Here is an 18,130-nt window from a genome sequence, read left to right as displayed (position 1 = left end):
GTGACGTTCCGTCAACAGGCGCCTACGCCCTGCCCGTATCGAGGGCGTACGCCCTGGCGGACGGCCGGTCGCGCTCGGGCAGCGAGACGCCCCCGTCGCTCCCCGACCCTCCCAGTGCCCATGGGCACCGCACGCGCATCACCTGACCCGCCACTCGAAGGAGTGAACATCGGAGGCGAGTTGGGGAGCAAGTCGCGCGACCTCCCGCAGCGGCCCATCGCGGCACGCCGGTTGGACGTCTGCGGCGGCCGATGGCAGGATTCGCCGCCACGCGCCTGCGGAGTGCTGCAATCCCACCCAAACGCGGCGTCTGACCTGCACGGCTGCCGGTGTCCGGCGAGCGGTGGGGGCCTTCGGGAGCCCTTGTGGAGGGGTCGTGCAGACTGGCCGGATGCGTACGGAACTTGTCTCGGAGCCCGGGGACGCGGCCCTTCCCAACGAGGACTTCGCGAGCATCGGGCTTCCGGCCTCCGGACAGGGCGGTTCCCTGGTCCTGCTGGACGGGGTCACGCCGCCGCGGGACGGCACGGGGTGTCGGCATTCGGTCCCCTGGTTCACCGCGCGTCTCGGCGGGGCGCTGGCCGAACTGACCGTTTCCCTCCAGGATGTCCCTCTGGCGGACCTGCTCTCCCGGGCCGTGTCCCGTACCGCCGGGGCACACGCGAAAACCTGTGACCTTTCTCACCCCCGCACGCCCCAGGCGACGGTGGTGCTGGCGCGCTGGTCACCGGAGTCGGTCGAGTACCTGGTCCTTTCCGACTCCGCCCTGCTCGTCGAGTCCCCGGGCGGCACGGTCACCGCGCTGCTGGACGACCGGCTGGCACGGCTGCCCCGTTCGGCGCTGGCCACGGACGCGCTGGTGGACTCCACCGTGCGCAACAGGGAGGGCGGCTTCTTCACCGCGGCGGCCGATCCGTCGGTCGCGGTGCGCGCGGTCACCGGGACGCTGCCGCGCGCCGAGGTGCGCGCCCTGGCCGCCCTGACGGACGGGGCCACCCGCTGGGTGGAAAAGTTCCGCGAGGGCGACTGGGCGGACTGTCTCGCCCTCGTCCGCAAGGAAGGGCCGCAGGCGCTGGTGGACCGCGTCCGGGCCCTGGAACGGGCGGACACGGACCGGGTGCTGCTCGGCCGGAGCAAGACGCACGACGACGCGACGGTCGTGTACGTGGAGTTCTGAGCCCCCGGCTCCCGGCGGACGGCCGGCCCGGGCGGGCAAGGGGACCGGCGGGCGAGTGGACCGGGCGACCCCCGGCGGCCGAGCGGCCCGCGCCGGTTCCCGCTACTTCTCCATCCCCCGGTTCAGCTGGTGCAGCAGCCGCGCGAGCTCCGTGACCTCGTCGGGGTCCCAGTCGGCGAGGCCGCGGGCGTAGCGCGCGCGGCGGGCCTCGCGGACCCGGCCCGTCCGGCTTTGTCCCTCCGGGGTGAGGGCGACCAGCCAGGCACGGCCGTCGGCGGGGTCCGGTTCGCGGGTGACGAGCCCGAGTTCCTCCAGGGCGTGCAGCTGGCGCGACATGGTCGCCTTGCCGACGCCGATGAAGGCGGCGAGTTCGGTGGCCCGCTGCTTGCCGCACTCGTCCAGACGGACGAGCAGCCCGTACGCGGACGGTTCCAGGTCGGAATGGACCGCGCGGGACATCTCGCCCTGGCTGGCCCTGGCGCGGCGCAGCAGCACCGTCAACTCCCTTTCCAGCGCGAGGAATCCGGGCTGGTCCACACCGTTGTCGGGCACCTGCGACGAGGTGTCCTCACCGCCGCCGTTTCCGCCTTCGTGCACGTCAGTCCCTGCCTCGGTTCACCGGTCGTCCATGTTCCCGCCCAATGGCGGCGCCACTGGGGCTCCACAAGTATTTCGCAGGAACGCCCCGACCACCGCTTCCGGCCTCCGGCACTTTGCCCGTGGCCTGTCCCGCATCGCGGTCCGTGTGCGTCGCGTTCCTGCTTCCCCCGGGTTCCTCCCCCCCGAGTACTCCGGAGATCCGTCATGCCCGTGCACAGATCCGGTTCCACCCGTCTCCGCGCGTTCACGACCGTCGCGGCGGTCCTGCTCGCGGTCCTCTCCCTTCCCCTCCCTTCCCCGTACGACTCCCGCGGCCGGGTCGGCCGGGGGCGCCCCCGACGTCCTGCCGCGCGGTTCCGCCCACACGGGCCTGGGCGTCGCCGCCCGGGCCGACCACTTCGCCGACCGCGGCGGCGCCTGGTCGCCCGACGGCAGGACGCTGCCGGGCGTGCTCGACATCGAGTGGAACCCCCTACGGAGACGCCTGTTACGGCACGTCGCGGAGCGCGATGGTCAGCTGGATCCGCGACGTCCCGGACCGGTACCGGGCGCGCACCGGCCGCGACGCCGTGATCCACACGGCGACCAGCCGGTGGCAGCAGCGCACCGGGAACCACGCCGGGTTCGGCACCACCCACCCGCTGCGGGTCGCCCGGTACGCCGCGACCGCGGGCGAGCCGCCCGCGGGCCGGGCGTCCTGCACGAGGTGGCAGTACACCTCCACCGGCCCGGTGGTCGGGGACCACGACCTCTTCAACGGCACCGTCGACCGGGTGCGGGCCCCGGCCCTCGGCTGACGTCGCCGGCCCGCGCCGCCGGCCCCGGCGCCGTGGGGCGGCGGCCGGGATCTCCCTCACGGGATCCCGGCCGCCGCCCGTCCGGTGACGCCGTCACACCGCCACCGGAACCTCCGGCGCCGCGCCGTTCGTCGCCGGCGAGAGCGCCAGCTCCAGGACCTGGCGGACGTCGGTCACGGCGTGGACGTCGAGCCCGTCCAGCACGTGAGCGGGGACGTCGTCCAGGTCGGGCTCGTTGCGCTTGGGGATGATCACGGTGGTGATCCCCGCCCGGTGCGCCGCGAGCAGCTTCTGCTTCACCCCGCCGATCGGCAGCACCCGGCCGGTCAGCGAGACCTCACCGGTCATCGCCACGTCCGTACGGACCAGGCGCCCGGAGAGCAGCGAGGCCAGGGCGGTGGTCATCGTGACGCCGGCGCTCGGGCCGTCCTTGGGCACCGCGCCCGCCGGGAAGTGGATGTGCGCGCCCCGCTCCTTCAGGTCGCCGACCGGAAGCTCCAGTTCGGCGCCGTGGGACCGCAGGAAGCTCAGCGCGATCTGCGCCGACTCCTTCATCACGTCGCCCAGCTGACCGGTCAGGGTCAGTCCGGCGGCGCCCGTCTCCGGGTCGGCCAGGGACGCCTCCACATAGAGGACGTCACCGCCGGCACCGGTCACCGCGAGCCCGGTGGCGACACCGGGGACGGCGGTGCGGCGCTCGGCCGGTTCCTGGGCGGACTCGGGCACGTGGTGCGGCCGTCCGACCAGAGCGCGCAGATCACCGTCGCCGACCGTGAGGGGCAGCTCCCGCTCGCCCAGTTCGTGCTGGGCCGCGACCTTGCGCAGCAGCCTCGCGATGGACCGCTCCAGGGCGCGGACGCCCGCCTCGCGCGTGTACTCGCCGGCCAGCTTGCGCAGCGCGCCCTCGTCGAGGGTGACCTCGTCGGTGGCGAGCCCGGCGCGCTCCAGCTGACGCGGGAGCAGGTGGTCGCGGGCGATGACGACCTTCTCGTCCTCGGTGTAGCCGTCCAGGCGGACGATGTCCATCCGGTCCGCCAGCGCCTCGGGGATGGCCTCCAGGACGTTGGCGGTGGCGAGGAAGACGACGTCCGAGAGGTCCAGCTCGACCTCCAGGTAGTGGTCGCGGAAGGTGTGGTTCTGCGCCGGGTCCAGCACTTCGAGGAGGGCGGCGGACGGGTCGCCCCGGAAGTCCGACCCCACCTTGTCGATCTCGTCGAGCAGCACCACCGGGTTCATCGCCCCGGCCTCCTTGACGGCCCGCACGATCCGGCCGGGCAGCGCGCCGACGTACGTACGCCGGTGGCCGCGGATCTCGGCCTCGTCGCGGACGCCGCCGAGGGCGACCCGGACGAACCTGCGGCCCATCGCGTGGGCGACGGACTCGCCGAGGCTCGTCTTGCCGACGCCGGGCGGACCGACGAGCGCGAGCACGGCACCGCCGCGGCGGCCGCCGACGACCCCGAGCCCGCGCTCGGCACGCCGCTTGCGCACCGCCAGGTACTCGGTGATGCGTTCCTTCACGTCCGTCAGGCCCGCGTGCTCGGCGTCGAGCACGGCCCGGGCGCCCTGGATGTCGTACGCGTCCTCGGTGCGCTCGTTCCACGGCATCTCCAGCACCGTGTCGAGCCAGGTGCGGATCCACGAGCCCTCGGGCGACTGGTCGGAGGAGCGCTCCAGCTTGTCGACCTCCTTGAGCGCGGCCTCACGCACCTTCTCCGGCAGGTCGGCGGCCTCGACGCGGCTCCGGTAGTCGTCGGATTCCTCGCCCTCCTGCTCGCCGTTCAGCTCGCGCAGTTCCTTGCGCACGGCTTCCAGCTGACGGCGCAGCAGGAACTCGCGCTGCTGCTTGTCGACACCGTCCTGGACGTCCTTGGCGATGGACTCTGCGACGTCCTGCTCGGCGAGGTGGTCGCGCAGCTGCTGGGTGGCGAGCTTCAGCCGGGCCACCGGGTCGGCGGTCTCCAGCAGGGCCAGCTTCTGTTCGGTGGACAGGAACGGTGAGTAACCGGAGTTGTCGGCGAGGGCGGAGACGTCGTCGATGGCCTGGACGCGGTCGACGACCTGCCAGGCGCCGCGCTTGCGCAGCCAGGCGGTGGCGAGCGCCTTGTACTCGGTGACCAGCTCGGCCACCTGGCCGGGATAGGGGTCTCCCTTGCCCGGTCGGAGCGGGGACCCCGGGGAACGCTCCGGCACGGTCTCGTCGATCCGGGTGCCCTCCACCCACAGCGCGGCACCCGGCCCGGTCGTCCCGGCGCCGATCCGCACCCGGTCCCGGCCCCGGATCAGGGCGCCCGGGTCTCCGTCGGCCAGCCTGCCGACCTGCTCGACCGTGCCCAGGACGCCGGTGGCGGCGTAGGTCCCGTCGATGCGTGGCACCAGCAGGACTCTGGGCTTCCCGGGCTCCGACGTGGCGGCGGCCTGGGCGGCCTCCACCGCGGCGCGCACCTCGGAATCGCTCAGGTCCAGCGGGACCACCATCCCGGGCAGCACGACCTCGTCGTCGAGCGGCAGCACGGGCAGGGCGAGTGGTGTGGACTCAGCAGCCATGATCTCCCCTTCGGCAGTCAAGTTGAGTTATACCGGCTCAATGCTCCTGAGCCCTTGATTGTTCCCGGCCCGCGGGCGACTGCGTTCGCTCTCAGCGATCATCCGGCGACCGGGGAGCGAAGGGCGCCCCTCCGGACCGCCGGGACCGCCGGGACCGCCGGGAGCCACGGAGGCCGCCGGGGACCGCCCGGGGCGGCCCGGAACGAGGGGGCTCTCCGTCGGACGGGGAGTGCTGCCAGGATGAACGCATGTCCACCCCCTACGACATTCCCGAAGTCCTGGACCGCCGCGAGGGCCCGTACGGGGAGGTGGTGCTCCGCCGGCACGGCAGCCTGCTGCAGATCATCGCGAACGGCTGCTTCCTGATGGACACCTCCGACGGCCGCTCGGAGCGCCTGCTGGTCGACGCCGCCCTGGCCGCGCTCGATGCCGCCGACACCCGCGCGGGGCACGCTCCGCGGCAGGAGCCGCACGTCCTCATCGGCGGACTCGGCGTCGGCTTCTCCCTCGCGCACGCCGCCGCCGCGCCCCGCTGGGGCCGCATCACGGTGGTGGAGCGGGAACCCGCCGTCATCGAGTGGCACCGCGCGGGCCCTCTGGCCGAACTCTCCGCGCGCGCTCTCGCCGACCCCCGCGCGAGGATCGTCGAGGCCGATCTGGTGGCGTACGTCCAGGAGACGTCCGACACGTTCGACATGCTGTGCCTCGACATCGACAACGGCCCCGACTGGACCGTCACCGAGGGCAACGACGGGCTCTACTCCCCCGCCGGACTCCGGGACTGCGCAAGGGTGCTGACCCCCGGCGGAGTGCTCGCGGTGTGGTCCGCCCAGCCGTCCGCGGATTTCGAGGGAACCTTGCGGAATGCCGGATTCCAACAGGTCCGTACCGAAGAGATCCCCGTTGCCCGGGGCGTTCCTGACGTCGTGCACCTCGGCGTCCGCCCTGGATAGCAAAGCCGTGATGACTCCCCGTACGCTGCTGCACGGACGCGGATCATTCAAGCGTCAATCGCAGTCATGCGCAGAAACGGATTCACCCCACGGATTCCGGAAAGCACACTTCAGGGGCGGGCGATGGAGCAGACACACACCTCCCACAACGGCACGGCGGCGACCACTCCGGGCGCACAACGCCGGGTCCTGGTGGTCGAGGACGACGCGACGATCGTGGACGCCATCGCGACCCGCCTTCGCGCCGAGGGATTCCTGGTGCAGACGGCGGGCGACGGTCCGTCCGCCGTCGACACGGCGGAGGCCTGGCAGCCCGACCTGCTGATCCTCGACATCATGCTGCCGGGCTTCGACGGCCTGGAGGTCTGCCGGCGCGTGCAGGCCCAGCGGCCGGTGCCGGTGATGATGCTGACCGCGCGCGACGACGAGACCGACATGCTGGTCGGGCTGGGCGTCGGCGCCGACGACTACATGACCAAGCCGTTCTCCATGCGGGAACTCGCGGCTCGCGTGCATGTGCTGCTGCGCCGCATGGAGCGGGCGGCCCTGGCGGCCTCCACCCCGCGCAGCGGCATCCTGCGCCTGGGCGAACTGGAGATCGACCACGCGCAGCGCAGGGTGCGGGTGCGCAGCGAGGACGTCCATCTGACGCCCACCGAGTTCGACCTCCTGGTGTGCCTGGCGAACACCCCCCGCGCGGTGCTCTCCCGGGAGCAGTTGCTGGCCGAGGTCTGGGACTGGGCGGACGCCTCCGGCACCCGGACCGTCGACAGCCACATCAAGGCGCTGCGCCGGAAGATCGGCGCCGAGCGCATCCGTACCGTGCACGGCGTGGGCTACGCCCTGGAGACGCCGACGCCATGAGCGACGGGCCGGTCGCACGGAGAGGCCCCGGGGACCCTCGTCCATGGGGCGGCGTCCGCCCGTTCTCCATCAAGACCAAGCTGGGTGCGCTGGTCGTCATCTCGGTGCTGATCACCACCGGGCTGTCGATGATCGCGGTGCAGACCAAGACGGAGCTGCGCTTCATCACGGTCTTCTCGATGATCGCCACCCTGCTCATCACCCAGTTCGTGGCGCACTCCCTCACCGCGCCGCTGGACGACATGAACGCGGTGGCCCGGTCCATCTCGCACGGCGACTACACCCGCCGGGTGCGCGAGCACCGCCGGGACGAGCTGGGCGACCTGGCCCAGACCATCAACGTCATGGCCGACGAGCTGGAGGCCCAGGACCATCAGCGCAAGGAGCTGGTGGCCAATGTCTCGCACGAGCTGCGCACCCCCATCGCGGGGCTGCGCGCGGTGCTGGAGAACATCGTCGACGGCGTCACCGAGGCCGATCCCGAGACCATGCGCACGGCGCTGAAGCAGACCGAGCGGCTGGGGCGTCTCGTGGAGACGCTCCTCGACCTGTCCCGTCTGGACAACGGGGTCGTCCCGCTGCGGCGGCAGCGCTTCGAGGTGTGGCCGTATCTGTCCGGTGTGCTCAAGGAGGCCAACATGGTCGCCTCCGCACGCGCGGGCATGACCACCGGCTCCGGCGGCCACACGCGCAAGGACGTCCACCTGAGTCTCGACGTCAGGCCGCCGGAGCTCACCGCGCACGTCGACCCGGAGCGCATCCACCAGGTCGTCGCCAACCTCATCGACAACGCGGTCAAGCACAGCCCCCCGCACGGCCGGGTGACGGTCAAGGCGCGGCCCGGCCCGCAGCCGGACTCGCTCCGGCTGGAGATCCTGGACGAGGGGCCCGGCATTCCGCGGACCGAGTGGCACCGCGTCTTCGAGCGGTTCAACCGCGGCAGCGTCAATCAGCCGCACGGTCCGGGCAGCGACGGGGGCACCGGTCTCGGCCTGGCGATCGCCCGCTGGGCCGTCGATCTCCACGGCGGACGGATCGGGGTGGCCGAATCCGAGCGGGGTTGCCGAATTCTTATCACCCTTCCGGGAGCTTCTCCCTCGTCAGGTTGACGTAGGGTGCGAAACGGAGCCGCAAGATCCATCCGTGTTCGCGCTGATGGACACGTGTGATCGGGCTCGGATGCGCACACAGGCCTGTGGAGCGAGTGCCCCAGGTCGCGGCCGACCTGCCCCCGACGCGCCCCGACAACGCGGAACCACGGTTGTTTCCCGCCATTTCCTGCACCGAAACACCCTCAGAGATGTGACTTACGCGACGTTGAACGGGCCCGGCCTGACCTTCTCGGTCGGGGAGGCGTAGCCTTAATTTCCGCTGTCCATCATCTTGTGAAGCGGAAGAGGGCGGTTGACGCCGTGTCGCCACAGTCCCCCAGTAACTCGAGCATTTCGACCGACACCGACCACGCGGGCAAGAACCCTGCCGCGGCCTTCGGTGCCAACGAATGGCTCGTCGACGAGATCTACCAGCAGTACCTCCAGGACCCGAACTCGGTCGACCGGGCCTGGTGGGACTTCTTCGCCGACTACAAGCCGGGCGCCCCTCAGGCCTCGGCTCCGGTGAACAACGCGGCGACGGGGACCGCTGGCACGACGACGGCCGCGCCGGCCGCTCCGGCCCGGCCCGCCGCCACGCCCGCGCCCGCCGCCCCGCAGCCCGCCGCCGCACCGCCGGCTGCCCAGCCGGTCGCGAAGGCCCCGGTGCCCGCTCCGGCGAAGGCCGCTCCGGCCCCCGCCAAGCCGGTCGCCGCGAAGTCCCAGGCCTCCAAGGCGCAGCCCGCCGACGGGGTCAAGCCGGGCATCGAGCAGGTGACGCTGCGCGGTCCGTCCGCGGCCGTCGCGAAGAACATGGACGCCTCCCTTGAGGTGCCCACGGCCACGTCCGTGCGCGCGCTCCCGGTGAAGCTGCTGTTCGACAACCGCATCGTCATCAACAACCACCTCAAGCGTGCCCGCGGCGGGAAGATCTCCTTCACGCACCTCATCGGCTACGCGATGGTCCAGGCCATCAAGGCGATGCCGTCGATGAACTGGCATTACGCGAAGGTGGACGGCAAGCCCACCCTGGTGAAGCCGGAGCACATCAAGTTCGGCCTCGCCATCGACCTGGTCAAGCCGAACGGCGACCGCCAGCTGGTCGTCGCGGGCATCGAGAAGGCCGAGACGCTGAACTTCTTCGAGTTCTGGCAGGCCTACGAGGACATCGTCCGTCGCGCCCGCGACAACAAGCTGACGATGGCCGACTTCACGGGCGTCACGGTCTCGCTGACCAACCCCGGTGGCCTGGGCACCGTCCACTCCGTGCCGCGCCTGATGCCGAACCAGTCGGTGATCCTGGGCGTCGGCTCCATGGACTACCCGGCGGAGTTCCAGGGCACCAGCCAGGACACCCTGAACAAGCTCGGCATCTCGAAGGTCATGACGCTCACGTCGACCTACGACCACCGGGTGATCCAGGGTGCCGCCTCCGGCGAGTTCCTGCGCGCCGTGGCGAACCTGCTGCTCGGCGAGAGCGGCTTCTACGACGACATCTTCGAGGCGCTGCGCATCCCCTACGAGCCGGTCCGCTGGCTCAAGGACATCGACGCGTCCCACGACGACGACGTCACCAAGGCCGCCCGCGTCTTCGAGCTGATCCACTCCTACCGGGTCCGCGGCCACGTCATGGCCGACACCGACCCGCTGGAGTACCGCCAGCGCAAGCACCCCGACCTGGACATCACCGAGCACGGGCTCACCCTCTGGGATCTGGAGCGCGAGTTCGCGGTCGGCGGTTTCTCGGGCAAGACCCTGATGAAGCTGCGCGACATCCTCGGTGTGCTCCGCGACTCGTACTGCCGCACCACCGGCATCGAGTTCATGCACATCCAGGACCCGAAGCAGCGCAAGTGGATCCAGGACCGCGTGGAGCGCTCGCACTCCAACCTGGAGCGCGAGGAGCAGCTGCGCATCCTGCGCCGGCTGAACGCCGCGGAGGCGTTCGAGACCTTCCTGCAGACCAAGTACGTCGGCCAGAAGCGCTTCTCCCTGGAGGGCGGCGAGTCCGTCATCCCGCTGCTGGACGCCGTGCTGGACTCGGCCGCCGAGTCCCGTCTCGACGAGGTCGTCATCGGCATGGCCCACCGCGGCCGGCTGAACGTGCTGGCCAACGTCGTGGGCAAGTCGTACGCGCAGATCTTCCGCGAGTTCGAGGGCAACCTCGACCCGAAGTCGATGCACGGCTCCGGCGACGTGAAGTACCACCTGGGCGCCGAGGGCACCTTCACCGGTCTCGACGGCGAGCAGATCAAGGTCTCCCTGGTCGCCAACCCCTCCCACCTGGAGGCGGTGGACCCGGTCCTGGAGGGCGTCTCGCGCGCCAAGCAGGACATCATCAACAAGGGCGGCACGGACTTCACCGTCCTGCCGGTGGCGATCCACGGCGACGCGGCCTTCGCGGGCCAGGGCGTGGTGGCCGAGACCCTGAACATGTCGCAGCTGCGCGGCTACCGCACCGGCGGCACGGTCCACGTCGTCATCAACAACCAGGTCGGCTTCACCGCCGCGCCCGAGTCCTCGCGCTCGTCGATGTACGCGACGGACGTGGCCCGCATGATCGAGGCCCCGATCTTCCATGTGAACGGCGACGACCCGGAGGCCGTGGTCCGCGTCGCGCGACTGGCCTTCGAGTTCCGCCAGGCGTTCAACAAGGACGTGGTGATCGACCTCATCTGCTACCGCCGCCGCGGTCACAACGAGTCGGACAACCCGGCGTTCACCCAGCCGCTGATGTACGACCTGATCGACAAGAAGCGCTCGGTGCGCAAGCTGTACACCGAGTCCCTCATCGGTCGCGGCGACATCACCCTGGAAGAGGCCGAGCAGGCGCTGCAGGACTACCAGGGACAGCTGGAGAAGGTCTTCACCGAGGTCCGCGAGGCTGCGTCGCAGCCGACGGCCGTCGAGCCCTCGGAGCCGCAGGCCCAGTTCCCGGTGGCCGTGAACACGGCGGTCACCTCGGAGGTCGTCAAGCGGATCGCCGAGTCGCAGGTCAACATCCCCGACCACGTCACGATCCACCCGCGTCTGCTGCCGCAGCTGCAGCGCCGGGCGGCGATGGTCGAGGACGGCACGATCGACTGGGGCATGGGCGAGACCCTCGCGGTCGGCTCGCTGCTCCTGGAGGGCGTGCCGGTCCGGCTGGCCGGCCAGGACTCGCAGCGCGGCACCTTCGGCCAGCGTCACGCGGTCGTCATCGACCGTGAGACGGGCGCCGAGTTCACGCCGCTGCTGTACCTCTCCGAGGACCAGGCGCGGTACAACGTCTACAACTCCCTGCTCTCCGAGTACGCGGCGATGGGCTTCGAGTACGGCTACTCGCTGGCCCGCCCCGACGCGCTGGTGATGTGGGAGGCGCAGTTCGGCGACTTCGTCAACGGCGCGCAGACGGTCGTGGACGAGTTCATCTCGTCGGCCGAGCAGAAGTGGGCCCAGACCTCCGGTGTGACCCTGCTCCTGCCGCACGGCTACGAGGGCCAGGGCCCGGACCACTCCTCGGCCCGCCCGGAGCGGTTCCTGCAGCTCTGCGCGCAGAACAACATGACGGTCGCGATGCCGACCTCGCCGTCGAACTACTTCCACCTCCTGCGGTGGCAGGTGCACAACCCGCACCACAAGCCGCTGGTCGTCTTCACCCCGAAGTCGATGCTGCGCCTGAAGGCCGCGGCCTCGAAGGCGGAGGAGTTCACCACGGGCCAGTTCCGCCCGGTCATCGGCGACGACTCGGTCGACCCGGCCGCGGTCAAGAAGGTCGTCTTCTGCACCGGCAAGGTCTACTACGACCTCGAGGCCGAGCGGAAGAAGCGCGGCGTGACGGACACGGCGATCCTCCGCATCGAGCGCCTGTACCCGCTGCCGGGTACCGAGCTCCAGGCGGAGATCAAGAAGTACCCGAACGCCGAGAAGTACCTGTGGGCCCAGGAGGAGCCGGCGAACCAGGGTGCCTGGCCGTTCATCGCGCTCAACCTGATCGACCACCTCGACCTGGCGGTCGGCGCCGACGTCCCGCACGGCGAGCGTCTGCGCCGCATCTCGCGCCCGCACGGCTCGTCCCCGGCCGTCGGTTCCGCGAAGCGGCACCAGGCCGAGCAGGAGCAGCTGGTGCGTGAGGTGTTCGAAGCCTGACGGGCCTCGCGCCCGACGGACATCCGAGCGACGCCGTCACAGGTCGTACGTGACCGGGCCGCACCCCCACTCCGGGGGTGCGGCCCGGTCACGTTTTCGCGGTTCGGCGCGGTTCTGTGCGGTTCGACTCGGTTCGGCGCGCACATATTCTTGTCCTCATGTACTTCACGGACCGTGGCATCGAGGAACTGGAGAAGCGGCGCGGTGAGGAGGAGGTCACCTTCGAGTGGCTCGCCGAGCAACTGCGGACCTTCGTCGACCTCAACCCCGACTTCGAGGTGCCGGTGGAGCGCCTGGCGACATGGCTGGCCCGGCTGGACGACGACGAGGACGAGGAGTAGGCCCGGCCCGGCCCGACCGGGGCCGGCCTGCCCTGCCGCGCGAGCGTGTCCTGTCTACCGCTTCAGTCGCGCGGGTGGGTGAGGGTGTGACTCGCCAGCGTGAGGGCGCCGTGGACCAGCAGGAGCGTCCCCGCGACGATCCAGCCGCCGCTGCGGTGCCGTAGGCCCCAGACGGCCAGCGGCAGGCCCGCGGCCATCTGGGCGAGGGCCAGGGCGGGCACGGCGGGCACGGACGGCGGGCCGCCCGCGCGGGAGGGCCGCAGCACGGAGGGCCCGGCGTCGGTGGCGCCTTCCGGCCGGGCCGTCTCCCCCGCTTCGTGCGCCCTCCGCAGGGCCCGGGACTGCTCCCGGGCCCTGCGCTCGCCCCCGCCCGTCGCGCTCCTCTCGCCGCCCTCGTCCGCCCCGATCAGACGGGTGTCCGGCTGGATCCGGGCCGCTTCGAGCAGTGCGTCAACGGGGCCACCGGGGACGATTCCCGGGGGAAGGGATACGCCCGCGCGAGTGAGGACGGCGAGTACTCCGCTCAGCCGCGCGGAGGCGTCGGCGGCGGAATCAGGCTCGGTCAGCTCCTCCAGGGCCTGCATGTCCAGGACCGGGTCGAGGTCGAGCCGGTCCGCGAAGGTGCGCATGGCCTCCTCCATGCCGGCCGGCGTGCCGTCGGCCGGCCACACGTAGCCGACCGGGCGGCGGAAGCCGGCGGCGAGCGTGAATCCGGCCCGCTCCCCGTCCCACCACAGGGCCAGCACCGGCCAGGAGACGCCGACGGTGAGCGCGATGGCCCAGCCGTTGACCACCCGGTCCACCGGATCCGTGCCGGACCGCCAGGGCCCGCCCTCGGGGACGAGCACGCTCCACGCGTCGCCGGCTCGGGCGAGCAGCATGCGCTCGTGCAGCAGCCGGGCGGCGGGACCGACGGAGCCGGGCTCCGCGCGGCACAGCAGCAGGGCTCCCGATGCGGGACGGGCCCGGCCGGTGACCTGGGATGGTTCCGTCGACATGGTCACACCGTAGGACAATTCACCCGCCGCGCACGGCGACTGATCACCGGAACGAGTGTCTTGACTTTCATCGGCCGCGATATATCGTGAATTACGTGAGACGCGATATGGCGCGTCGAGGCGCGCGTGCGGCCATGCGCCGCATTCCTCATTCCGCATTCCTCGTCCCGCCGTTTCGCCCTCCACCAGTCAGACATCCGGCAGCCCGGTCCAGGAGGTTCCACCATGTTCGAAAGGTCCGTCTCGGGGCCCGAGAAGCTCACTTTCGACGACCCGGTGGCCGAGCTCCACGTCCGCATCGTCAACGGAACGGTGAACGTGGTGGGCACGGACGAGGGTCCCGCCCGGCTGGAGGTCTCCGAGATCGAGGGACCGCCCCTGGTGGTGACCCAGCGGGACGGCGTCCTGACGGTGGCCTACGAGGACCTGCCCTGGAAGGGCTTCCTCAAGTGGCTGGACCGCAAGGGCTGGCGCCGCAGCGCGGTGGTCTCCCTGGCCGTTCCGGCGCACACGCGGGTCGAGGTGGGCGTGGTCGGCGCCGGTGCCGTCCTCTCCGGGGTCAAGGGGCCGTCCGTGGTGAAGGGCGTCACGGGCGACGCGACCCTGGTCGCCCTCTCCGGCCCGGTCCGCGCGGACACCGTGGCCGGGAACGTCGAGGCCCAGTCCGTCACCGGCGACCTCCGGTTCAACTCCGTCTCCGGCGACCTCACCGTGGTCGACGGCTCCGGCTCCACCGTGCGCGCGGACTCGGTCAGCGGTTCCATGATCGTGGACCTCGCTCCCGACGGCCCCACCGACATCCGGCTGACCAGCGTCTCCGGCGAGATCGCGATCCGGCTGCCCGATCCGGCGGACGCCGAGGTCGAGGCCAACACGGCGAGCGGCGCCGTCTCCAACGCCTTCGACGGCCTGCGGGTGCACGGCCAGTGGGGCGCCCACAAGATCACCGGCCGGCTGGGCGCGGGCACCGGCAAGCTGCGGGCCACCACCGTCTCCGGCTCCATCGCCCTGCTGCGCCGCCCGCCCCACGAGGAGGAGAGCGAGCCGTGGAACGCGCCGCCCGCCGCCGAGGGCGGACCGGGCGCACCTGCGGACACGCCCACGGACGGACCTGCGGGCCCGGACGGCCCCGGGAGCGGGCCACGGGGCGGGACAGGGGGCAATTCCGTCCCCGCCCCGAGCCCCGGCCCCACCGACGCCGTATCCGGCGGCTCCTCCGACGGCTCCACCGACAAGAAGGTGCTCTGACATGCCCCCCGTCTTCGCCCACGGACGCCTCCGCCTGTACCTGCTGAAGCTGTTGGACGAGGCCCCGCGCCACGGCTACGAGGTGATCCGTCTGCTCGAGGAGCGCTTCCAGGGGCTGTACGCGCCGTCGGCGGGCACGGTCTACCCGCGCCTGGCCAAGCTGGAGGCGGAGGGCCTGGTCACCCACACCACCGAGGGCGGCCGCAAGGTGTACTCGATCACGGACGCCGGCCGTGCCGAACTGGCCGACCGCAGCGGTGAGCTGATCGACCTGGAGCTGGAGATCCGGGAGTCGGTCGCCGAACTGGCCGCCGAGATCCAGGCCGACGTCCGCGGTGCGGCGGGCGACCTGCGCCGCGAGATGCGCGCCGCCGCAGGCCAGGCCCGCAAGGGCGGCCATGGCGCGGGGGCGCCCGGCGAAGCCGATGCGGGGGCAGGCGATGTCACGGGCCTCGGCGAGAAGGAGGCCTGGCACGCCGCGAAGGAGGAGATGCGCCGCGCCAAGCAGGAGTGGAAGGAACAGGCCCGGCGCGCGAAGGACGAGAGCCGCCGCGCCCGCGACGAGGCGCAGCGTGCCCGCCGGCAGGCCAAGGAGGCCCAGGACCGGGCCGCCGCCCAGGCCCAGGAGGAGGTGCAGCGCATCGCCCGGCGGGTCCAGGAGCAGGTGCAGGACCACTTCTCACGGGGCGACTGGCCGACGGGCCTGCGCGAGGGCCTGGGTGAGCTGGTCAAGGAGGTGGGCGAGTTCGGCAAGGACTTCGGCTTCGGCCGCACCGGCACGGAGAGCGCCACCCCGGGGCCCGGACCGTCGTACTCCCGGACCCCGGAGGACTTCCCCGCCGACTACACCCCGGCCTGGGCCCACGAGGGCGCCACGGACACCACCGGCGACCCCGCGCGCGACCTGGACCGCCTACTGGACCGCTTCCGGGACGACATCCGCGACGCGACCCGCGACCACGGCATCACCCCGGACCAGCTCCGCGAAGCCCGCCGCCACCTGTCCACGGCCGCAGCCCGGATCGGAGCCCTCCTGCACACCCCGAAACCCTGACGAGGACCCCCGGCAAACCGGCCGGGACACGGTCGGGGCCCGACCGGGCGCCGACGGGCCCCGGCCGGTCCGGTCCCGCTCGGCTCACGACCGCACGCGACCCGGCCACCTCGACCGCCGCGCAGGTGCACCCCTCGACCGGCTCCACGATGCCCCTCTGTCCACCCCACCCGTCCCCGGGGGAGCTCACGGCTGAGCCCGTGTCGACGCCCTGACGGGCGGCCGGGACCCGACCGGACTCCCGCCCCGGCCGGGTCCCGCCCTCGACCGGCCTGCGCCCCGGCCGTCGGCCCCAACGCCGCTCAGCCCGCCTTGGCTTCCCCGTCGCCGTACAGGACCCTCGTCAGGGACTCGTACGTGACGCCGTGATCCGCGAGGACTTCCGCCGGAACGCCGGGGCGGACGGTCAGGGCCAGCAGGAGGTGTTCGTCGCCGATGTGGCGGTCGTGGCGGTCGGTCGCGACACGCAGGGCACCCGTCAGGGCGTCCTTGGCCTCCCGGGCGAAGGGCCGGTGCCCCGAACGCCACCGGCCTGCGCTCCTTTCGTCGCGGGACATGGCTCCGGGACCGTGCACGTCCTCCACCCTGGCGACGATCTCCGTGACATCGATACCGAGCCCGGCCAGCGCGTCGGTCTCGGCCTGAGTCAGCCCGGCCCTCCGCCGCGCCTCCCCCACCGCGGCCCGCACCGAGTCCCGTCGCTCGGCGAGTCCGAGAGCCGCCAGCGCGAACGAACCCCGGCTGCCCTCCCGGTCGATCAGGGCCAGCAGGAGATGGTCGGCGCCGACATACCGCGCTCCCGCCTCCTCGGCCTGCTCGACCGCCCCCTTCACCACGGCGCGGGCGTCCTTCGTGAACCGCTCGAACATCAATGCCTCCCGTACTTCTTGTGCACGGCCTGCCTGCTCACTCCGAGCTCGTTGGCGATCTCCTGCCACGACCAGCCGTGGTTGCGCGCGTTGCGCACCTGTACGGCCTCCAGCTGCTCCAGCAGCCTGCGCAGCGCGGCGACGGCCCGCAGGCCGACCCGCGGATCGCGGTCACCCGCCCGCTCGGCAAGATCGGTTGCCTCAGTCATGCTGTCAACTTACGTTGACAATATGCCGCACGTCAACCCCAGTTGACACGCGGGCGGCCGGCCCGGAGACCGGACCGGCCGTGAGAACCCCCGTCGGAGGCGGCAGGACCGGGAGGTCCACCACCGCGCGGTTACGGACCGGTGAGCACGATCTTTCCGAACTGCCCGCCCGTCTCCATCCGCTCGAACCCTTCCCGGGCCCGGTCCATGGGCAGCACCTCGTCGATGACGGGCCGCACTCCGGCGGCCGCGCAGAAGGCGAGCAGGTCCTCCAGTTCGTCCTTGCTACCCATCGTCGACCCGACGACCTTGAGCTCCAGGAAGAAGATCCGGGTCAGCTCGGCGTGCGAGGGCCGGTCGCCACTGGTGGCGCCGGAGATCACCAGCGTGCCGCCGGGCCGCAGCGACTTCACCGAGTGGGACCAGGTCGCGGCCCCCACCGTCTCGATGACCGCGTCGACCCGCTGCGGCAGCCGCGCCCCGGGTTCCAGCGCCTCCACCGCCCCCAACTCCAGGGCCCGCTTCCGCTTCGCCTCGTCCCGGCTGGTGGCGAACACCCGCAGGCCCGCAGCCTTGCCCAGCACGATCGCGGCGGTGGCGACGCCCCCGCCGGCGCCCTGCACCAGGACGGAGTCACCGGGCCGCACCCCGGCGTTGGTGAACAGCATCCGGTACGCGGTCAGCCAGGCCGTGGGCAGGCAGGCCGCCTCCTCGAAGGACAGCTCCTTCGGCTTGGGCAGGACGTTCCAGGTGGGCACGGCGACCTGCTCGGCGAACGTGCCGGGGTAGCGCTCCGTCAGGATCGACCGGGGCTCCCCGGGGCCCACCCCGTGGCCGGTCTGTCCGATCACGGAGTGCAGGACGACCTCGTTGCCGTCCTCGTCGATTCCGGCGGCGTCGCAGCCGAGGATCATCGGCAGCCGGCCCTCCGGGAGGCCGACGCCCCGCAGGGACCACAGGTCATGGTGATTGAGGGAGGCGGCCTTCACGGTCACGGTGCTCCAGCCGGGACGGGCCTCGGGAGCCGGACGCTCCCCCAACTCCAGACCGGAAAGCGGCTGGTCACGGTCGATTCGGGCGGCGTAGACAGCGAACATGACCTTGACGATAGGTCGCCCGCCCCCCTGACGGAACAACGCGTCGCTGTGAGACACGCCTTCTTGCCACCGCGCCCCGGCACGGCCCGCCCCGGCGTTCCGGCCGCCGGCCCCGCCCGCGGGCCCTCCCCGGAGAGCGGCCCCACACAAGAGTCGG

At 72.0% G+C, this 18,130-nt stretch carries 14 protein-coding genes and 1 pseudogene; 9 read left to right on the top strand and 6 right to left on the bottom strand.

The genetic code is table 11. The annotated features are described in order from the left end of the window. Positions 1-391: 391 nt before the first annotated feature. On the top strand, positions 392-1,177 hold the full coding sequence (locus OHB56_RS28590; RefSeq protein ID WP_326754716.1) for a protein phosphatase 2C domain-containing protein: 786 nt from the start codon (positions 392-394) through the stop codon (positions 1,175-1,177). 102 nt (positions 1,178-1,279) lie between these two features. On the opposite strand, the gene OHB56_RS28585 is transcribed toward OHB56_RS28590, so the two are convergent. Next, complete coding sequence (locus tag OHB56_RS28585) at positions 1,280-1,774, bottom strand: MarR family winged helix-turn-helix transcriptional regulator (RefSeq protein WP_326754715.1); 495 nt, start codon at positions 1,772-1,774, stop codon at positions 1,280-1,282. A 382-nt stretch (positions 1,775-2,156) separates the two neighbouring features. Here OHB56_RS28585 and OHB56_RS28580 point away from each other — a divergent pair. Further along, positions 2,157-2,574, top strand: a pseudogene (locus tag OHB56_RS28580) (GH25 family lysozyme); the annotation flags it as partial. 93 nt (positions 2,575-2,667) lie between these two features. Here OHB56_RS28580 and lon read toward each other — a convergent pair. Next, a complete protein-coding gene (lon, locus tag OHB56_RS28575; RefSeq protein WP_326754713.1) occupies positions 2,668-5,121 on the bottom strand; it encodes an endopeptidase La in 2,454 nt (817 codons plus the stop codon). A gap of 248 nt (positions 5,122-5,369) precedes the next feature. Between lon and OHB56_RS28570 the strand changes: the two genes are divergently transcribed. The 5 genes from OHB56_RS28570 (at position 5,370) to OHB56_RS28550 (ending at position 12,498) form a co-directional block, all read left to right on the top strand. Then, positions 5,370-6,074 (top strand): spermidine synthase, encoded by a 705-nt coding sequence (locus OHB56_RS28570; protein WP_406356411.1) that lies wholly within the window; start codon positions 5,370-5,372, stop codon positions 6,072-6,074. 123 nt (positions 6,075-6,197) lie between these two features. Next, complete coding sequence (locus OHB56_RS28565) at positions 6,198-6,938, top strand: response regulator transcription factor (protein ID WP_055594804.1); 741 nt, start codon at positions 6,198-6,200, stop codon at positions 6,936-6,938. Next, the gene (locus tag OHB56_RS28560) at positions 6,935-8,047 is read left to right on the top strand and encodes an ATP-binding protein (RefSeq protein ID WP_326754711.1); all 1,113 of its coding nucleotides are present in this window, start codon (positions 6,935-6,937) and stop codon (positions 8,045-8,047) included. The genes OHB56_RS28565 and OHB56_RS28560 overlap by 4 nt, the downstream gene beginning before the upstream one ends. Before the next feature lie 303 nt (positions 8,048-8,350). Then, positions 8,351-12,157: a multifunctional oxoglutarate decarboxylase/oxoglutarate dehydrogenase thiamine pyrophosphate-binding subunit/dihydrolipoyllysine-residue succinyltransferase subunit gene (locus OHB56_RS28555; RefSeq protein ID WP_406356408.1), complete on the top strand. Its 3,807-nt coding sequence runs from the start codon at positions 8,351-8,353 to the stop codon at positions 12,155-12,157. Between the two features lie 158 nt (positions 12,158-12,315). Then, positions 12,316-12,498: a DUF6104 family protein gene (locus OHB56_RS28550; RefSeq protein ID WP_018571400.1), complete on the top strand. Its 183-nt coding sequence runs from the start codon at positions 12,316-12,318 to the stop codon at positions 12,496-12,498. 62 nt (positions 12,499-12,560) lie between these two features. On the opposite strand, the gene OHB56_RS28545 is transcribed toward OHB56_RS28550, so the two are convergent. Then, positions 12,561-13,496, bottom strand: a complete 936-nt coding sequence (locus OHB56_RS28545; RefSeq protein WP_406356406.1) for a hypothetical protein — start codon at positions 13,494-13,496, stop codon at positions 12,561-12,563. A gap of 225 nt (positions 13,497-13,721) precedes the next feature. Here OHB56_RS28545 and OHB56_RS28540 point away from each other — a divergent pair, with 225 nt between their 5' ends. Together OHB56_RS28540 and OHB56_RS28535 are read left to right on the top strand one after the other, a co-directional pair. Next, on the top strand, positions 13,722-14,744 hold the full coding sequence (locus OHB56_RS28540; protein ID WP_406356404.1) for a DUF4097 family beta strand repeat-containing protein: 1,023 nt from the start codon (positions 13,722-13,724) through the stop codon (positions 14,742-14,744). Between the two features lies 1 nt (position 14,745). After that, positions 14,746-15,798 carry a helix-turn-helix transcriptional regulator gene (locus OHB56_RS28535; RefSeq protein WP_406356402.1) on the top strand — a complete coding sequence of 351 codons (1,053 nt, stop codon included), beginning with the start codon at positions 14,746-14,748 and terminating at the stop codon, positions 15,796-15,798. 302 nt (positions 15,799-16,100) lie between these two features. Here OHB56_RS28535 and OHB56_RS28530 read toward each other — a convergent pair whose 3' ends face one another. From OHB56_RS28530 to OHB56_RS28520, 3 genes are all read right to left on the bottom strand, one after another. Then, a complete protein-coding gene (locus tag OHB56_RS28530) occupies positions 16,101-16,667 on the bottom strand; it encodes a Clp protease N-terminal domain-containing protein (RefSeq protein WP_406356400.1) in 567 nt (188 codons plus the stop codon). Beyond that, the gene (locus OHB56_RS28525; protein ID WP_055598204.1) at positions 16,667-16,876 is read right to left on the bottom strand and encodes an HTH domain-containing protein; all 210 of its coding nucleotides are present in this window, start codon (positions 16,874-16,876) and stop codon (positions 16,667-16,669) included. The genes OHB56_RS28530 and OHB56_RS28525 overlap by 1 nt, the downstream gene beginning before the upstream one ends. Positions 16,877-17,007: 131 nt before the next feature. After that, positions 17,008-17,973, bottom strand: a complete 966-nt coding sequence (locus tag OHB56_RS28520) for a zinc-binding dehydrogenase (RefSeq protein ID WP_326754705.1) — start codon at positions 17,971-17,973, stop codon at positions 17,008-17,010. Positions 17,974-18,130: the final 157 nt, after the last annotated feature.

It is taken from the genome of Streptomyces sp. NBC_01635, from assembly GCF_045209715.1.
GTDB classification, from domain to species: domain Bacteria; phylum Actinomycetota; class Actinomycetes; order Streptomycetales; family Streptomycetaceae; genus Streptomyces; species Streptomyces hirsutus.
This window is presented reverse-complemented; position numbering and strand designations above follow the sequence as displayed.